We start from the raw sequence: 16,321 nt of genomic DNA, 5'->3' as shown, positions 1-16,321 counted from the left end.
TTGCCCGAGACCTACCACCAGGTAGGCCCCGAGGCGGGGACCGCCACTTCAAGTTCTACGAGCTACGGGACAACCTCGCACACGACGCCAAGCCTGGTTCTCCAGCCGCATCTCAGCTTCTAGATTGCAGGCCAGTTCCGCCAAGGAGCCTCCACACCTCACGTTGGACAAGCCGTGTTCAAGCCCGTAGGACGAGAGGTCAGCACGTCGTACGGCATACCAGCCTCCTCCCACCGCCTCCGAGAACTTCCAGGTCCGCCCGTAGAGCTTCACCAGCTCCCCCAGGGTCATGACTGCTTATCCGACCGGGCGGCGATAATCAGATCAACCACTTGCTCCGGGTGCTCGCTTCTCACCGTCTGGAGAGCGGGACCACCACGGACGCTGACCATGTAAGAGCCCGAGCGCTGCCCTACCGTCACCGTGGCGTCGCGCCAGCCCTGCGGACCGATCACTGCCAGTTCGGGTGGTTGTCGCTCCACCGACGATTGCACCGGAGGGTCGGGCCACTGTCTCCCGGTGACGGACAGTTCCAGGATGATCGTGCTGTGCCGGTGGGCGCGGACTCCCCGCTCTTGTAGGAGTCGCTGCACGACAGCAAGAGCCCTCTCCTGATTCTCGGCATGCTCTTCTGTGACGCGAGGCGGATCGCCCCTAGAGTGATCCATGGATCGCACCTCCAGTGTGCGGTCAAGGACCCGCCGAAGTGTTCGACCACTTCGGCGGGTCCGCTAAATGCGCACGTAGCGCGATCTCTCCCTCTACCAGCGGGAATGTGCGCTCAAGCCATGTGGCTGTCGTGCGCTATCTACGGGACCGACCGTTGCACCCCGTGCCCTTGTCCTTACTGAACGAGCACAACTACTTAGGCGCCTACTCAGGCTTGCCGAACGGCGAGGACCTTCCCATGTCCCCGTACGGCCTCAGCGCTGAACTCACACTGAACTTCCGGCTGTCCCGCGATCGCCCCTGGTGTAAGAATCGAGACATGGCGGAACTCAACGGGGCACCAGTGACCTCGGAAGCTTTGCAAGCACTGGCCCTCATCAACTATGGCCACTTCACGTCTATGCGTGTTCAAGATCAGCAGGTAAGAGGCTTTTCCCACCATATAGACCGTCTCGCGAACGACTGTCAACTCTTGTTCAACGTGAGCTTGGACAGGGATCGAGTACGCGAATTCGTTCGGCATGCCGTCAAGGGAGAGCGCGGGGCGTTCGTGGTTCGAGTGACCATTTTTGATCCTGCTCTTGAGCTTGGCCACCCCACGTCTTCGGCGGAACCGAGCGTACTCATCACCACACGACCGGCTATGCCATTGCCCCCTTCTCCGATTCGCGTACAAACGGTCGGCTATCGGCGTGACCTACCAGAGGTGAAGCACGTTGGATTGCTAGGGTCGATATGGCATCGACGGCAAGTTCAGATGCATGGATACGACGACGCACTTTTTATCGACAACGCTTCTTTCGTGTCCGAGGGAGCAACGTGGAACATCGGGTTCTTCGACGGAGAGCGAGTCATCTGGCCAAACGCTGAAGTGCTCCCAGGGGTAACGATGAGGCTACTGAACCAGGTTCACGATAATACGATAACCGCACCGGTTAATATCCGTGACGTCCCCGTCATGCAAGCTGCGTTCGCCACGAACACAACAATAGGCGTACGGGCAATCAGCGCCATCGACAGAATAAAGCTGACCGACGACCACCCTATTTTCGAGACCCTCCGAAAAGAGTACGAAGAAATCCCGCCGGAACAACTGTAGGATGCCCGGCGTCCTTCTTCCGGTTCACGCGAAGCGGCGTGTTGCAGAGCGTTCCGTCCGGACGCGTGCGACCACATCGGAGAATTCCCGAGAGCAGGTAAGTGTGGTCCCGGTAATCAGGCTGATGCGGCTTCACGATCTTCATGTCCCGACCGATGAAATAGCCTTTGCGACTGTCGAAAACAGCCCGGATAGCGGACCACTCCTCAACGGTGAGAATTGTCGCCCACTGACCTTGGACCGGGTTGCCGTCCGCATCCCGAACGAGTTCCCCGTTGAGTTCCCGCAGGCCGCACATGCGCGGATTGCGCAGCATCACCTTCAAAGACAGCGTGATCCAGTCGTTGCCCAGTGACGTCTTGACCCCTGCCTCCTGCCACTCTCGCACGATCGAGTGCAGGGAACGGCCACCGAGGAAGTCCCTGGCCGCCTGCCGGACGAGATCAGCCTCCCTCTTGTCGAGGGTCCGGCGATCCGGGTTCCAGCCGAACGGACGCGGACCACCGGACGGCACCCCTTGCTCCGCCCGTGACCGATGAGAGCGCCGCATCCGGCGTTGCATCTTGCGGACCTCCATCTTGGAGATGACCGCGCCGAACAGGCCCATGCTCTCCACGTCCTCGCTGTAGAGATCCTGAGCACCCCGCGCGTCGGCGAACACCCGCCCGTCCTGAAAGGTGATCGCTTCCACGAACCGCTCATAGTCACCGGGACGACGGGCGAGACGATCCGCCGCCAGGATCACCACCCCCTGGACAGATGTGCCGTTCGGCAGCTTGCCCACGCGCAGCACCCGTAGCATCGCCTCGAACTCGTCCCGCACGACGTCCGCTTTGGCAGCAGAGCGGTCGTTGTCGGTGAACTCGTGAACGACCGTCCAGCCGTAGCGCGCGGCGGTCTGGCGGTTGACCTTGTGCTGATCCTGCACACCGTGTTCGTCGCGCTTGAGGTCGGCCGAGATCCGCGCGTAGGAGACGACGGGGACGGGGGAATCTGACGGGTTCATGTGCACCTCCGACCCACATCATGCATGAGTCGTAGAGCTAGAACCTGCTCTACCGCGAGGAGGAGCGGGAGATGAACCCGCTCTGCCTCGACCAGGGCGTCGGCCTGATCCCGTGGAGCCCGCTGGCCCGAGGTCTGCTGGCCCGCGCCGGATCCGACGAGAAGACCACCTGGGCGGGCAGCGACGCCCGCATCGAGTCCCTCTACGACGACGCCGACAACGACCGCCTGATCCTCGACCGGGTCGCCCAGGTGGCGAGGGAGCGCGAGGTCGCCCCCGCGCGGGTGGCGCTGTCCTGGCTGCTCCACCAGCCCGGCCTGTCGGCCCCGATCGTGGGCGCGACCAAGAACGAGCACGTGGACGACGCGGTCGCCGCGGTGGACCTGTCCCTCACCGAGAAGGAACTCGCCTTCCTCGCCGAGCCGTACCGCCCCCGGCCCGTCAGGCAGTGACGCCTACGCCAACGGTTCCGGAGCTCAACGGTTCCGGAGCCCAACGGCTCTGGACTCTGACGGTTCCGGAGCCGGGTAAGGCGGGAGCGGGCGTCAGGAGTCGGCGGGCAGTTCGAACTGGACGCAGGTCATGCCGCGCATGTCCAGCCACGCCCGTCCCGGTGCCCGTACGAGCCGGAAGACGACCTCCTCGCACCCGGGACAGCGGGCCACCAGGCCCGGGGCACGGGTGTAGAGGAGCGCCTCGGCCAGCGCGAGGGTCCGCGCGCAGCCGGAGCACTGGCCGGTGGCGGCGGTCAGGTCGACGGCGAAGATGTCGCGCAAGGCTCCGCCCGCCGTGTTCCCGTCGAGGTGGTCCTGGCTCATCGAATACCTCCAGCGTGCGACCGGCGGTGCGGGAGACCCCGCCCGCCAGGGGAGGAATCCCCCGGATTCATCCGTGGGAAGGAGTTCACGGTCGTCCTCCGCTGGGGCCGAAGCGTTCCGTGCGGATCCGACGGGGGTCGTGCCCGGCGGAGACGAGCAGGCCCGCGACGGTCTCGACGAAGCCGGTGGGCCCGCACACGAAGACGGCCGGTTCCCGCTCGGGGGGCCAGACGGCCTCGGCGAGCAGGGCGCCGTCGACCCGCGCGGGCGGGCGCTCCCAGCCGTCGGGCACCTCGCGCGTGTAGGCGTAGGTGACGTCCAGGCCGGAGCCGTCGGCGCTGCAGCGGTCCAGCTCGGCGCGGTAGAGGGCCGACCGCGGCCCGCGCGTGGAGTACAGGAGCCGGAACGGTGTGCCGATCCCGGCCGAGGCGCGGGCGCGGACCATCGCCATGAGCGGGACGACCCCCGAACCGCCCGCGACCAGTTGCACCGGCTCGGGCGTCTCGGGCCGCCAGACGAACCAGCCGCCGATCGGGCCGCGTACCTCCAGCGGGTCTCCCTGCGAGAGGACCCGCGCGAGGTACGGGGAGACCTCGCCCTCGGGCAGCAGTTCGACGGTGAGCTCCAGGCGGTCCCCGTCGGCGGCCGAGGCGATGGAGTACGAGCGCTGGGTGGAGTAGCCGTCGGGGGCGGTGAGCCGTACGTCGACGTGCTGGCCGGCGAGGTGGCCGGGCCAGCCGGGGACGTCCAGGGTGATCGTGCGTGCTCCGGGGGTCTCGTCGCGCACGGCGGTGACCGTGGCGACCCTCCAGGTCAGTCGCCCCAGTATCGCTGCTCGCGCCACGGGTCCCCATAGTTGTGGTAGCCGACGCCCTCCCAGAAGCCCGGCTGGTCCTCGTCGAGGAGCCGGAGGCCGCGCACCCACTTGGCGCTCTTCCAGAGGTAGAGATGCGGCACGAGCAGCCGGGCGGGCCCGCCGTGCTCGGGGGTGATGGGCTCGCCCTCGTAGCGGACGGCGATCCAGGCCCGGCCGTCGAGGAGGTCCTCCAGCGGGAGGTTGGTGGTGTAACCGCCGTAGGAGGTCGCCAGCGCGTACTCCGCGGACGTCTCCACGCCGTCGAGGAGGGTGTCCAGCGACACGCCCTCCCAGGTGGTGCCGAGCTTGGACCACTTGGTGACGCAGTGCAGGTCGACCGTGAACCGCTCCACGGGCAGGGCGTTGAGCTCGGCCCAGTTCCAGCGGACGACCTCGCCGGTCTCGGTGGTGACGCCGAGGCTCCAGTCGTCGGTGGAGACCAGGGGGGTGGGCCCTGCCGACAGGACGGGGAAGTCCTCCACGAGGTACTGCCCCGGCGGCAGGTCCGGGTCGCCGGTGCGACGGCGGCCGAAGAACCCTGGCGAGACGATACCGATGACGCCCACCTCCACTGTCAGGCCGCTGCCCGGCGGGTCACGGCAACCACGGCGCGTCCCTCGAACCGATCGCGAGCGGACGAGCAACGAGAACAGCTGAATCTCATCACACCCGTGCACATCCCCCTATCACCGGGCAGGTTTCGGCGCGGCGGACGTGGCCCCTGTGCACGTACGCGGCAGCCGCACCTCCCGAAGGTTCAGCTGCCCGAGGCGGCGATCACCTCGGAGACCAGGCGCGGGGAGGTGATCAGGCGGCTGTACTCGGGCTGGCGCAGTTCCCCGCCCATGAAGGGGTGGGGGTTGCGGTGGACGGCGGGGCTGGGCGCGTCGACCAGGGCGGCGAAGTGGATCTCGGAGGCTCCGGTCGCCTCGACCACGCGGTGCACGTTGCGGGGCGTGATGCCGCCGCCGGGCATGACGATCAGGTCGTCGCCCGCCCGCTCGACCAGGGAGGCGATCAGCGGCGCGCCCTCCAGGGCGGTGACGTCCTGGCCGGAGGTGAGAACCCGGTCGACGCCCAGGGAGGCGAGGGTGTCCAGGGCGGCGAGCGGGTCGGCGGTCATGTCGAAGGCCCGGTGGAAGGTGACCGAGAGGCCCCCGGCCGCGCCGATGAGGCGCTTGGCCACCTCGACGTTCACCTCGCCCGACGGCGTCAGCACCCCGATCACCACGCCCTGCGCGCCGGCGTCCCTGATCGTGGCCACGTCGCGTTCCATGGCCGCGACCTCGTACTCGTCGTAGATGAAGTCGCCGCCCCGGGGGCGGATGATCACGTGGACGCGGATCGTCGAGACCGCCGCGAGGGTCGCCTCGACGGTGCCGAGGGTCGGGGTCAGGCCCCCCTCGAAGAGTGCGGAGCACAGCTCGACGCGGTGCGCCCCGGCCTGTTCGGCCGCGAGCGCGCCCGCGGTGCTGTCAATGCAGATCTCATAGGTAAGGCTCATTTTTCCTCCAAAGCATGGATTTCACCGACTGGTACGCCCCCGCCCAGCACCGGAACGCTCGCGAAGCCCGCCGCGGACGTGACGTCCCCGCCGGCCGCCCTGAGCGTGGCCAGCGCGATCGCGCTCGTGGCCCGCGGGCTCCCGTCGACGACCTTGACGGCCGCCGCGTGCCCGGTGGCGAGCGCGACGACGAGGACCCCCTCGGCCCCGCCCTTGGCCACCGCCCCCGGCAGTGCCCGCATCAGCGAGGTGTTCACGTGCCCGGTCCCGCCGACGTACTCGGGGTGCTCGCGCATCGCGTCGGCGACCGCCCGCGGCGGGGTCCCGGGCTCGGCGACGACCAGGGCCCGCGCGGCCCGTGCCAGCCCGGCCAGCGACAGCCCGAACAGCGGGGCGCCGCATCCGTCGACGGCGACGTGGGCCGCCTTCTCCCCCGACAGCTCCTCGGTCACGGCGCGCACCCGCCGCTGCAGGGGGTGGTCGGCGTCCAGGTAGGAGGCGGTCTCCCAGCCGGAGGCCACGGACGCGGCGAGCATCGCGGCGTGCTTGCCCGAGCAGTTCATCCGCTCGCGCGAGGCCGTCAGGCCCGCCCGGATCAGCATGTGCCGGGTGGCCTCGTCCTCCGGCCAGTCCGCGGGACAGCCGAGGGCCTCGAAGCCGAGCCCGGCCCCGGCGAGCATGTCGGCGACCAGCCGCACGTGGAAGTCCTGGCCGGTGTGGCTGCCCGCCGCGATCGCCAGGCCGGGACCGCGCAGGTCCGCCCCGGACAGCAGGCAGGCCAGCGCCTGGAACGGCTTGGCCGAGGAGCGCGGCAGCACCGGCGCGTCGACCGCTCCCCTGGCGACGGCCACGGTGCCGTCGGGCGCCAGTGCGACGGCGCTGCCGAAGTGCACGCTCTCCACGAATCCGGAGCGCACCACCTCCGCGAGCGGGACGAGTTCAGGCACGGGCGGGTCTCCTTCTGAGGCGGCGGGTCCCGGAGGTGTTGCGGGCGTCGAGGGTGCGGGCGAGTTTGGACAGCGACGCGTTGACCACCAGGTAGATCAGCGCGACGATGATGTAGGTCTGGATGAGCAGGCCGTTGAAGGTCGCCAGGACCTTGCCGCTGTAGAGCAGTTCCGCGTAGCTGACCACGAAGCCCAGCGAGGTGTCCTTCAGCAGGCCGACCGACTGGCTGACGATCGAGGGCAGCACCCGCCGGGCCGCCTGCGGCAGCACGATCAGGCGCATGGTCTGGCCCTGGGTGAGCCCGACCGCGAGACCGGCCTCGCCCTGGCCGCGTTCCACGGAAAGGATCCCGGCGCGGAAGATCTCCGCGAACGCCGCGGCGTTCGAGATCGCCAGCGGCACCACGAGTTTCCAGAACAGCGGCAGGTCGAGCCCGTAGCGGGGCAGCGCGAACAGCACGACGTAGACCAGCAGCAGCGCCGGGACGGTCCGCACGACCTCCACGTACGTGGCGGCGGGCACGCGTACCCACCTGCGCCGCGACAGCCGTCCGAGGGCCAGGACCAGCCCGGCCGCCATCGCGAGCGCGGCCGAGACGACGGCGGCGAGAGCGGTGGCCCACAGCCCGTTCAGCAGGTAGCGCCACATCGGCCAGGTCGCGTACGGCGACCAGCGGTCGGCGTCGAGCTGGCCGTTGGCGGCGAACTGGCGGACCGCCAGCGCCAGCAGGAGCAGGACCGCGACCGCCCCCACCGCGGTCGCGATCCTTATCCTGCGGCGGGCGCGGGGCCCCGGCTGGTCGAAGAGGAGATTGCTCACCGGACCACCACCAGCCGTCGTTCGAGCCGCCCGGTGACGAACCCGGCACAGGCGGCGATCAGGGCGTAGGCCAGGCCCGCACCGACGAAGATCGGGATGGGCTGCGCCTCAGCGAGGTTCACCCGGTTGGCGGCGGCGGTCAGGTCGACCACGCCGACCGCGGCGGCGAGCGAGGTGTTCATCGTCAGCGCGATGAAGATGTTGCCGACCGGCTGGATCACCGTGCGCAGCGCCTGCGGCAGGACCACGTGGCGCAGGGACTGGCCGAAGGTCAGCCCGAGCGCGCGGGCCGCCTCGCCCTGCCCGGCGGAGACCGCGTTGACGCCGGAGCGCAGTGCCTCGGCGATGTAGGCGGCCTCGTAGAGCGCGATGACGATCATGGCCGTCACCAGCAGGTCGGCCTTGAGACCGATCTCGGGCAGGCCGAAGACGGCGAGCACCAGCAGTACCAGCAGCGGCAGGTTCTGGAAGGTCTCCACGTAGGCCGTGCCGATCCCGCGCAGGACACCGACCGGGCTGACCCGCATGGCGGTGATCACGAGCCCCGCGACCGCGGCGCCGGCGAAGGACGCCGCGGTCAGCTGGAGGGTCACGATCAGTCCCTGCCACAACTCGGGCAGGTGATCCAGGAGGGCGGACATCAGGACCCCGGCACCGATCCGATCTGCGGCGGGGTGGGAGCCTCGCCCTGCACGACCGTGCCGAGGGAGTTCTTCCAGGTCTTCTGCCAGAGGCCGTCGGCCTGGATCTTCTTCAGCCAGTCGTTGACGAACTTCTTGAACTGGTCGTCACCGTGCTTGAGGCCGATGCCGTACGGGTCCTCGGTGAACGGGCTGCCGACGACCTGGACCGAGGGGTCCTTCTGCGCGTTGGCGACCAGGAGCGTCTCGTCCTGGACGTAGGCGTCGCCGCGTTCCTGCTTGAGGGCCTGCATGCACTCGGGGTCGCTGCCGAAGGTCACGATCTTGGCCTGCGGGGCGAGCTTCTTGATCGCCGAGACGGCCGGGGTGTTGGCTCCGGCGATGACGGTCTTGCCGTTCAGGTCCTCGGGCTTGGTGATGCCCGTGGTGCCCTTCCTGACCGCGAGGCTCAGCCCGGAGGAGTAGTACGGCCCGGCGAAGGCGACCTGCTCGGCCCGCTCCGGGGTGATCGTGTAGGTCTGGAAGACGACGTCCACGGTGCCGTTGGAGAGCAGCGCCTCGCGGGTCTCCGAGGCCGAGTTGACGATCTTCACCTTGGGCTCGCCGATGATGAACTTCGCGAGCGCCTTGCCCATGTCCGCGTCGAACCCCTCGACCTCGCCGGTCGTCGGGTTCTGCTGCGACAGCAGCGGCGCGTCGAGCGACCCGCCGACGATCAGCTCGCCGCGCTGCTTGATCTTCTCCATCGTGGAGCCGGGCAGGATGTCCGCGGCGGCCGCGACCGGCGCAGAGGCGATCAGGTCGTTCCCCTTGGCCTCGCCCGGTACGGCCGGGCTCGCCGAATCCGTACCGGCACAGGCCGAGAGGCCGAGCATGGACACAGCGGCGACAGCGGCCAGCCGCTTCATGGACACCATCGGGCCCACCATCCTTTTCGATCGTCTTCGATCAGTGAGTGAGAACTTTGGCCAGGAAGTCCCTGGCCCTGTCTGTCTGGGGAGCCTTGAAGAAGGCGCCGGGCTCGCCCGTCTCGACGATCTGGCCGGCGTCCATGAAGACCACGCGGTCGGCGGCCCTGCGGGCGAAGCCCATCTCGTGGGTGACGACGACCATGGTCATCCCGTCGGCGGCGAGCCGGACCATCACGTCCAGCACCTCGCCGACCATTTCCGGGTCGAGGGCCGAGGTGGGCTCGTCGAAGAGCATCACCTTGGGCCGCATGGCCAGCGCGCGGGCGATGGCGGCCCGCTGCTGCTGCCCGCCGGACAGCTGAGCGGGCAGCTTTTCCGCCTGCTCGGCGATGCCGACGCGCTCCAGCAGTTTTCGCGCCGACGCCTCGGCCTCGGCGCGACCGTCGCCCCGGACCTTCATCGGCGCGAGCACGATGTTCTCCAGCACGGTCTTGTGCTGGAACAGGTTGAACGACTGGAACACCATGCCGACGTCGGCCCGGAGCCGGGCCAGTTCCCGGCCCTCCACGGGGGCGGGTACGCCGTCCACGAGGATGTCTCCGGACCCGGCCGTCTCCAGCCTGTTGAGGCAGCGGCACAGCGTGGATTTGCCCGACCCTGAGGGGCCGACCACCACGACGACCTCGCCTCGCGCCACCTCAAGGTCGATGTCGCGCAGTACGTGATGATCGCCGAACCACTTGTTCAACCCTTTGACCTGAATCATTGCCATCTTCCTTCGAAATCGAAGATAAAGCGGAACGTAATGGATGATTCTCACGCAAGTCAACACGTTGCCGTAGTAAGTACAGACGTGGTATTCCTCTAGTTCATGTCAGGCAAAGAGCGGCTGCTGGTGCGGGGAGCGCAGGGCGATCTCCTGCGTCTCGTCGCCACCGGCCACGCCGAGTCGCGCGCGCAGCTGGCCCGCATCTCCGGCCTGGCGGCGTCGAGCGTCTCCCTGCGCGTCGAGGAGCTGATCGACACCGGGCTCCTCGTCGAGGAGGGCTCGGGCACCTCCAGCGGCGGGCGGCGACCCCGCAGGCTGCGGGTCAGCCCGACCGCGGGGCTGCTCGCGGTGGCCGACCTCGGGGCGCACCACGCCCGCCTCGGCCTGCTCGACCTCAGCGGCGTCCCCCTCGTCGTCGAGGAGCGCGCCTGCGACATAGCGCTCGGCCCCGAGGCGACCCTCGACTGGATGGCCGCCTCGTTCGACGAGCTGCTGCTGGCCCACGGCCCGCCCGGCGTCCCCCTGCGCGGCATCGGCACCGGTGTGCCCGGCCCCGTCGACCCCGCCAGCGGCCGGGTGGTCTCCCCCTCGCGCATGCCGGGCTGGAACAACTTCCCCGTCGCCGAGCACCTCGCCGCGCACTACGACCTGCCGGTGCTCGTCGAGAACGACGCCAACCTCCTGGCCGTCGGCGAGGCCCGCTCGTGGCCGGGGTTCGACAACCTCATGGTGCTCAAGGCCGGCAGCGGCATAGGGTGCGGCGTGATCGTCGACGGCCGCCTGCACCGGGGCAGGGGCGCGGCCGGCGACATCAGCCACGTCCGGGTCAGGACCGACTCCTCCACCATGTGCTCGTGCGGCCACCCCGACTGCCTGGAGGCCTACGCGAGCGGCGCCGCGCTCATGGACGCCCTGTCCGGGCTCGGCATCGCGGCGCGGCGCCCCTCCGACGTCGTCGCCCTGGTCGAGGACGGCGTGCCCGAGGCCACCGCCCTGGTCAGGAACGCGGGCCGCCTCATCGGCGAGGTGCTCACCGTCCTGGTCAACTTCCTCAACCCCGACGCCATCGTCGTCGGCGGCAGCCTCTCCACCGCCGAGCCGCTGATCTCCTCCATCCGCGCCGCCGTCTACGAGCGCTGCCTGCCCCTGGCCACCCGCGACCTGGAGATCGCCGTCACCCGGGGCGGCCCCGACGCCGCCCTCCTCGGCGCGGGCTCCCTCCTGCTGGACGCCGTCCTCAGCTGAGGGACGGGGGTACGGAGGGATGCGGCAAGTGCAAGATCAGCTTTCTATGCCAACGTGACCTCACGCATCCTTTCCGCAAGATCTACCTCTTGCGGCGTCATATCACCCTATATATGCGCATATGAGAGAAAGGTACTAATTCTGGCCATGGATTGATCGACGGAGGATCCGATGGTTCACAAGATGATCGTCATGCTGGCCATCGTCACGGCCGCGATGGACGGCCCGGCCGACATCTCCACGGCGCGCGGCACGGTCGGCACCTCCGCGGCGCGCGGCACGGTCAGCACCTCCGTCCCCCCCGCCCCCCAGCCCCTCAGCCGGCAGGACAGGGATTTCCTCGTCCGGGCGCACCAGGGCAGCCTGTTCGAGATCGAGGCGGGCATGATCGTCAACAGGAAGACCGACGACCAGGACGGGCGGGAGGCCGGCCGGGCCGTCCGCGTACTGGGGGCCAAGCTCGTCGCCGACCACACGAAGCTCGCCAAGACCATACGGCAGGTGGCCGACCAGCTGAGAGTCAAGCTCCCCAACGAGCTCAGCGCGGCGCAGCGCGAGCGGCTCGAAGAGGTGGTGGCGCTGCGCGGAGCGGAGTTCGACAGGGCATGGATCAACATGGAGATCGTCAACCATCGCGAGGGGGTCGCCCTCGTGAAGAGGCAGATCGAGAGCGGCTCCGCCCCCATGGTGAAGAAGCTCGCCCTCGTCACCGAGCGCGTCGTGCGGGGCCATCTGGACATGTTCCTGCACGCCGGGAAGATCCTCGCCCCCGACCCTTCGCGGAGCTGAGGCGAGCGGAGATCCACACGGTGCGTACGGCCGGCGGGACGTCGCCGGTCGCCACGAGTTCGTCCCACCGGCCGCGCGGGGCGAGAGACCGAGATCCCCGCCGGTGGCGTGAAATCGACGGCCGGCCAGGTGGCGCGGCACGCCCGGCTCCGGGGGCGGCCGGGGTTCGAAATGCTGTTTGAAGCGGTGGCTGTGCTAGACAGGGGGCCAATCAAGGGAGCCCCATGGATCAGCTCAGCCTCGGAGTCGTGTCACGATCACGCAAGGAGAACGAGCACCGGCTGGCGATCCACCCGCTGCACCTGGAGCGGATCGACCCCGATCTTCGGGGGCGCGTCTACCTCGAACGCGGCTACGGCGAGCATTTCGGCATCTCCGACAAGCAGCTGACGCCGTACGTCGCCGGACTGCTCCCCCGGGAGCAGCTCCTCGCGGAGTGCGACGTCGTCCTGCTTCCCAAGCCTCTACCCGAAGACCTCGAAGGACTGCGCGAGGGTCAGGTCGTCTGGGGCTGGCCGCACTGCGTCCAGGACGAGAGGATGACGCAGCTCGCGATCGACCGGCGGCTGACGCTGATCGCCTTCGAGGCGATGAACCACTGGACCAGCGAGGGCGCGTTCAACCTGCACGTCTTTCACAAGAACAACGAGCTGGCGGGCTACTGCTCGGTCCTGCACGCCCTGGAGCTCATCGGGACGACGGGTATTTACGGCCGGAGGCTGCGGGCGGTCGTCATCAGTTTCGGGGCGACGGGGCGCGGCGCGGTGACGGCGCTCAACGCGCACGGCGTGAACGACATCGACCTCCTCACCTTCCGTGACGTCACCGCGGTCGCCTCGCCGATCCACTCGGCGCGCATCGTGCGCTTCGAGCACGAGGCCGACGACCCCAACCGCAGTTACGCGCTCACCGAGAACGGGCGGGTACCGCTGGCGGCCTTCATCGCCGACCACGACATCGTCGTCAACTGCGTGCTGCAGGACACCGACGCCCCGCTGATGTTCGCCAACGACGAGGACCTGAGCGCCTTCGCGCCCGGCACCCTTGTCATCGACGTGTCCTGCGACGAGGGAATGGGCTTCAGCTGGGCGCGGCCCACGTCGTTCACCGACCCGATGTTCGAGGTGGGCGAGAACGTCCACTACTACGGCGTCGACCACAGCCCGTCGTACCTGTGGGACTCGGCCACCTGGGAGATCAGCGAGGCCCTGCTGCCCCACCTGCGGACGGTGCTCGACGGCCGGGCGGCGTGGGAGGCGGACGACACCATCCGGCGGGCCATCGAGATCCGCGACGGCCTCGTCCAGAACCCCGCCATCCTCTCCTTCCAGCACCGCTCCCCGGACCATCCGTACGCGCGCAACTAGCCTCGCGCCCTCGGTCGGCCGCGTGCGGCGTGGTGACCGTGCGCGGTTTCGTCGCCGAGGGATGAGGGCGTTTTCCCGGCCGGTGCCGCCCGGCGGCAGGTCCCGGCCGCGGGCGTCCACCGGGCGGCGGAGCCGCGATAGCCCATGAGGAGGACGCCCCGCGCCGCCGTGGCTCCTAGCGTTCCCGTCCCCACCCCGCCCACCCCGGTGCGGGCCGGAACGCAAGGGAAGAAGACCTCATGTCAGTGCTCTCCAGTCCGCTCGGTTTCCGCAGACGTGCGGCGGGGTCGTGCCTCGTCGTCGCGCCGCTCGTCTACATCGCGGGCATCGTCGCCGACCCGGCCCTCCGTCAGGGCGGTGACACCGTCGGCGTCTACGGGAGGTATCCGGAGCAGGTCTCGGTCAGCGCCTCGCTCCTGCACTGGAGCTGGGTGCTGCTGGTCCCGGGGATCATCGGGATGGTCCACCTCATCCGGAGCCGAGGAGTCGTCTTCGGCCACATCGCCGGCGGTGTCGCGCTGCTCGGCGTCGTGAACTTCTCCGCGCTGATGCTGGGCGACTTCTTCTACTCCCGGCTCGAACGCGCCCTGCCGCCCGCCCAGGGCGCGATGCTCGCCGACGAGGCGTTCGCCGACCCCGGCGCCACCTTCGGGTTCCAGATCCCGGGCTTCCTCGGGCTGATCGGCCTGTTCCTGCTCGGGCTGGCCCTGGCCTACGCCCGTCAAGGGCCGTGGTGGGCCCCCTTCGCGATGCTCGCGGGCATCTTCTCCGCGACTTTCTTCCCGATCGGTACGCTCGTGGGCGGCCTGCTCTACCTGGCCGGTTCCGGTGCGATCGGGCTGCGGATGCTGCGGATGAGCGACGCGGAGTGGGCCGGAGAGGAAGCGGCTCAGCCGGTTCCCGCCGGCGCGTCCAGCGGGAACCGGGCGACCACCCTGTAACCGCCACCGGGGACAGGGCCCGCGGACAGCTCGCCACCGTGCATCGCGGCCCGCTCGCGCATCCCGATCAGGCCGTGCCCGCCCGGGATGTGACCGTCCGGGCCGGGCCCGCCGTCCGGAAGGGAGGCGCCGCCCGTGCCGTCGTCGGTGATCTCCACGTCCAGCCCGGTCCGGCCGTGGGTGACGACGACATCGACCCCGGTGGCGTGGGCGTGCTTCAACACGTTCGTCAGAGCCTCCTGGATCACGCGGTAGGCCGACAGGCCGAGCCCCGGAGCCAGGGGCCGTGGCTCACCGGCGATCCGGAGGCGGACGTCCAGCCCCGCCTGCCTGACGTGCGTGACCAGCTCGTCCAGCTGGTCCAGGTCCGGCTGCGGGGCGCCGGAACCCGAATCGCCGGTCCCGCGAAGCACTCCCAGCATGAGCCGGAGCTCCTCGACCGCCTCACGACCGGCCCGCTCGACCCCGAGCAGCATGTCGCGCTCTCGCGCGTGCTCGTCACCGAGCCGCATCCGCACCCCGCCCGTGTGCAGGGTCATGACACTCACGTTGTGCGAGACGATGTCGTGGAGCTCCCTGGCGATCCTGGCCCGTTCCTCCGCCACCGCCCGCCGGGCCCGCTCCTCACGCTCCACCTCAAGGCGCGTGGCGCGTTCGGCGAGCCGTAACGTCTGGTCGATCTGGCGGCGCAGCAGGATGCCGCTGCCGTACGCCACGCCCATGAAGACGGCGCCGATCATGACTTCTGCGACGTCGTTGCGCTGGAACGTCTGCAGGCCGGCGTACGCCGCCAGCACGCACGCCAGCCCCGCGAACCCGCGGCGGCTCCGCAGCTCCGCGGCGCTGGCCACGGTGTGGACGAGGATGAGCGTCGAGTAGAAGTGCCAGGCGGCGTAGTAGCCGTCACCCGACATCGCCCGTACGGCCAGGCCGACCGAGATCAGCGCGAGGAGCACGGCCACGGGGAACCGGCGCCGGAGCAGCAGCATCGTCCCCGCGACGACGGCCCCCGCCGCCAGCGGTACCGGATCGGCGATCTGGCCGGGCTCGAAGCCCTGGCGGCCGAAGGACTCGACGAGCCCGGTGACCCCCACGGCGAGGGAGAGAAGGACGTCCAGCCAGGTCGGCCGCCAGCCGCGGAGCAGCCTCCTCAGCACGGCCGGTCCCGCTGCCCGGGCCGCACGACCCCGGCCTCGTAGGCGAACACCACGGCCTCGATCCGGTTCCGCAGGGCGAGTTTCCGCAGCACCTGTGTGACATGGGTCCTTATGGTCGCGTTGCCGACGTGGAGCGCTCTCGCGATCTCAAGGTTGGACAGGCCCCTGGCCAGCAGGCGCAGCACCTCCAGTTCACGCTGGGTGAGCGTGGACAGCTCAAGCGGTGCGGCCGGTTCGTGGCGCGCGGCGAACGAGGCGATCACCCGCGTGGTGGCCGCCGGGTCGATGAGCGCGCCGCCGGACGCCGCCGCCCGTATCGCCTCGATCAGCTGCTCGGGGGGCGAGGTCTTGAGAAGGAAGCCGTTCACTCTCGTGCGCAGCGAGGCGTGCAGGTTCTCGTCGGTGTCGAAGGTGGTCAGCATGACGATCCTGGGCGGATGCGGGTCCTCGAGCAACCGCCGGGCGGCGCCCAGACCGTCCATCCGCGGCATCGCGATGTCCATCAGCACCACGTCCGGCCGTAGCCGCCGGGCCACGGACAGGGCCTGCAGCCCGTCGGCGGCCTCCCCGACAACCTCGATGCCCGGCGCGGTCTCCGCGACGAACCGCAGCCCGGCGCGGATCATGGACTGGTCGTCCGCGATGACCAGCCTGATCCTCGCGAGCTCCCCTGCCCTGCCGGTCATGCGCAGCACGCTACCGAGCCCGGCCGCCCGCCGACTCCCCTGCGCGGGCGAGACGCGGGCCGGGCCGTCGCCCGCCGTACGGCGGACCCGTCATCC

The 16,321-nt window shown here is 69.6% G+C and carries 18 protein-coding genes; 6 read left to right on the top strand and 12 right to left on the bottom strand.

Annotated elements, in window-relative coordinates:
- Positions 1-988: 988 nt before the first annotated feature.
- A complete protein-coding gene (locus ACSDR0_RS35885) occupies positions 989-1,768 on the top strand; it encodes an aminotransferase class IV family protein (protein ID WP_435293388.1) in 780 nt (259 codons plus the stop codon).
- On the opposite strand, the gene ACSDR0_RS35880 is transcribed toward ACSDR0_RS35885, so the two are convergent.
- Positions 1,713-2,774 (bottom strand): recombinase family protein, encoded by a 1,062-nt coding sequence (locus tag ACSDR0_RS35880; RefSeq protein WP_435293387.1) that lies wholly within the window; start codon positions 2,772-2,774, stop codon positions 1,713-1,715. The genes ACSDR0_RS35885 and ACSDR0_RS35880 overlap by 56 nt on opposite strands.
- Positions 2,775-2,818: 44 nt before the next feature.
- On the opposite strand from ACSDR0_RS35880, the gene ACSDR0_RS35875 reads away from it, so the two are divergent.
- Positions 2,819-3,226, top strand: coding sequence for an aldo/keto reductase (locus ACSDR0_RS35875; RefSeq protein ID WP_435293392.1), 408 nt, complete (start codon positions 2,819-2,821; stop codon positions 3,224-3,226).
- 93 nt (positions 3,227-3,319) lie between these two features.
- Here the strand turns inward: ACSDR0_RS35875 and ACSDR0_RS35870 are convergent, their stop codons facing one another.
- The 9 genes from ACSDR0_RS35870 to ACSDR0_RS35830 form a co-directional block, all read right to left on the bottom strand.
- The gene (locus ACSDR0_RS35870; protein WP_435293386.1) at positions 3,320-3,592 is read right to left on the bottom strand and encodes a DUF6510 family protein; all 273 of its coding nucleotides are present in this window, start codon (positions 3,590-3,592) and stop codon (positions 3,320-3,322) included.
- Positions 3,593-3,677: 85 nt separating this feature from the next.
- On the bottom strand, positions 3,678-4,436 hold the full coding sequence (locus ACSDR0_RS35865; protein WP_435293385.1) for a ferredoxin reductase: 759 nt from the start codon (positions 4,434-4,436) through the stop codon (positions 3,678-3,680).
- Positions 4,406-5,005, bottom strand: coding sequence for a sulfite oxidase-like oxidoreductase (locus tag ACSDR0_RS35860; RefSeq protein WP_435293391.1), 600 nt, complete (start codon positions 5,003-5,005; stop codon positions 4,406-4,408). Before ACSDR0_RS35860 ends, ACSDR0_RS35865 begins: the two co-directional genes overlap by 31 nt.
- Positions 5,006-5,205: 200 nt before the next feature.
- On the bottom strand, positions 5,206-5,952 hold the full coding sequence (locus tag ACSDR0_RS35855) for a copper homeostasis protein CutC (RefSeq protein ID WP_435293384.1): 747 nt from the start codon (positions 5,950-5,952) through the stop codon (positions 5,206-5,208).
- The gene (locus ACSDR0_RS35850) at positions 5,949-6,899 is read right to left on the bottom strand and encodes an asparaginase (RefSeq protein WP_435293383.1); all 951 of its coding nucleotides are present in this window, start codon (positions 6,897-6,899) and stop codon (positions 5,949-5,951) included. Before ACSDR0_RS35850 ends, ACSDR0_RS35855 begins: the two co-directional genes overlap by 4 nt.
- Positions 6,892-7,719 carry an amino acid ABC transporter permease gene (locus ACSDR0_RS35845; protein WP_435293382.1) on the bottom strand — a complete coding sequence of 276 codons (828 nt, stop codon included), beginning with the start codon at positions 7,717-7,719 and terminating at the stop codon, positions 6,892-6,894. The genes ACSDR0_RS35850 and ACSDR0_RS35845 overlap by 8 nt, the downstream gene beginning before the upstream one ends.
- Positions 7,716-8,360 (bottom strand): amino acid ABC transporter permease, encoded by a 645-nt coding sequence (locus ACSDR0_RS35840; RefSeq protein WP_435293381.1) that lies wholly within the window; start codon positions 8,358-8,360, stop codon positions 7,716-7,718. The genes ACSDR0_RS35845 and ACSDR0_RS35840 overlap by 4 nt, the downstream gene beginning before the upstream one ends.
- On the bottom strand, positions 8,360-9,277 hold the full coding sequence (locus tag ACSDR0_RS35835) for a glutamate ABC transporter substrate-binding protein (protein WP_435293380.1): 918 nt from the start codon (positions 9,275-9,277) through the stop codon (positions 8,360-8,362). The genes ACSDR0_RS35840 and ACSDR0_RS35835 overlap by 1 nt, the downstream gene beginning before the upstream one ends.
- 31 nt (positions 9,278-9,308) lie before the next feature.
- Positions 9,309-10,037 (bottom strand): amino acid ABC transporter ATP-binding protein, encoded by a 729-nt coding sequence (locus ACSDR0_RS35830; protein WP_435293379.1) that lies wholly within the window; start codon positions 10,035-10,037, stop codon positions 9,309-9,311.
- A gap of 105 nt (positions 10,038-10,142) precedes the next feature.
- On the opposite strand from ACSDR0_RS35830, the gene ACSDR0_RS35825 reads away from it, so the two are divergent.
- The 4 genes from ACSDR0_RS35825 to ACSDR0_RS35810 all read left to right on the top strand — a co-directional run bounded on the left by ACSDR0_RS35825 (position 10,143) and on the right by ACSDR0_RS35810 (position 14,382).
- Positions 10,143-11,285, top strand: a complete 1,143-nt coding sequence (locus tag ACSDR0_RS35825; RefSeq protein WP_435293378.1) for an ROK family protein — start codon at positions 10,143-10,145, stop codon at positions 11,283-11,285.
- A 171-nt stretch (positions 11,286-11,456) separates the two neighbouring features.
- Positions 11,457-12,074 carry a DUF4142 domain-containing protein gene (locus ACSDR0_RS35820; protein WP_435293377.1) on the top strand — a complete coding sequence of 206 codons (618 nt, stop codon included), beginning with the start codon at positions 11,457-11,459 and terminating at the stop codon, positions 12,072-12,074.
- A 224-nt stretch (positions 12,075-12,298) separates the two neighbouring features.
- Positions 12,299-13,441 (top strand): N(5)-(carboxyethyl)ornithine synthase, encoded by a 1,143-nt coding sequence (locus ACSDR0_RS35815; protein WP_435293376.1) that lies wholly within the window; start codon positions 12,299-12,301, stop codon positions 13,439-13,441.
- Between the two features lie 239 nt (positions 13,442-13,680).
- The gene (locus tag ACSDR0_RS35810) at positions 13,681-14,382 is read left to right on the top strand and encodes a hypothetical protein (RefSeq protein ID WP_435293375.1); all 702 of its coding nucleotides are present in this window, start codon (positions 13,681-13,683) and stop codon (positions 14,380-14,382) included.
- On the opposite strand, the gene ACSDR0_RS35805 is transcribed toward ACSDR0_RS35810, so the two are convergent.
- Together ACSDR0_RS35805 and ACSDR0_RS35800 are read right to left on the bottom strand one after the other, a co-directional pair.
- Complete coding sequence (locus tag ACSDR0_RS35805; RefSeq protein WP_435293374.1) at positions 14,331-15,539, bottom strand: sensor histidine kinase; 1,209 nt, start codon at positions 15,537-15,539, stop codon at positions 14,331-14,333. The two genes, ACSDR0_RS35810 and ACSDR0_RS35805, sit on opposite strands and share 52 nt — an antisense overlap.
- Positions 15,533-16,225: a response regulator gene (locus ACSDR0_RS35800; protein WP_435293373.1), complete on the bottom strand. Its 693-nt coding sequence runs from the start codon at positions 16,223-16,225 to the stop codon at positions 15,533-15,535. The genes ACSDR0_RS35805 and ACSDR0_RS35800 overlap by 7 nt, the downstream gene beginning before the upstream one ends.
- Positions 16,226-16,321: the final 96 nt, after the last annotated feature.

Origin of the sequence: Streptosporangium sp. G11 (assembly GCF_051192615.1) — a bacterium.
Taxonomy (GTDB): domain Bacteria; phylum Actinomycetota; class Actinomycetes; order Streptosporangiales; family Streptosporangiaceae; genus Streptosporangium.
Note: the sequence above shows the minus strand (reverse complement) of the source record. Positions and strands in the feature narration are given on the sequence as shown.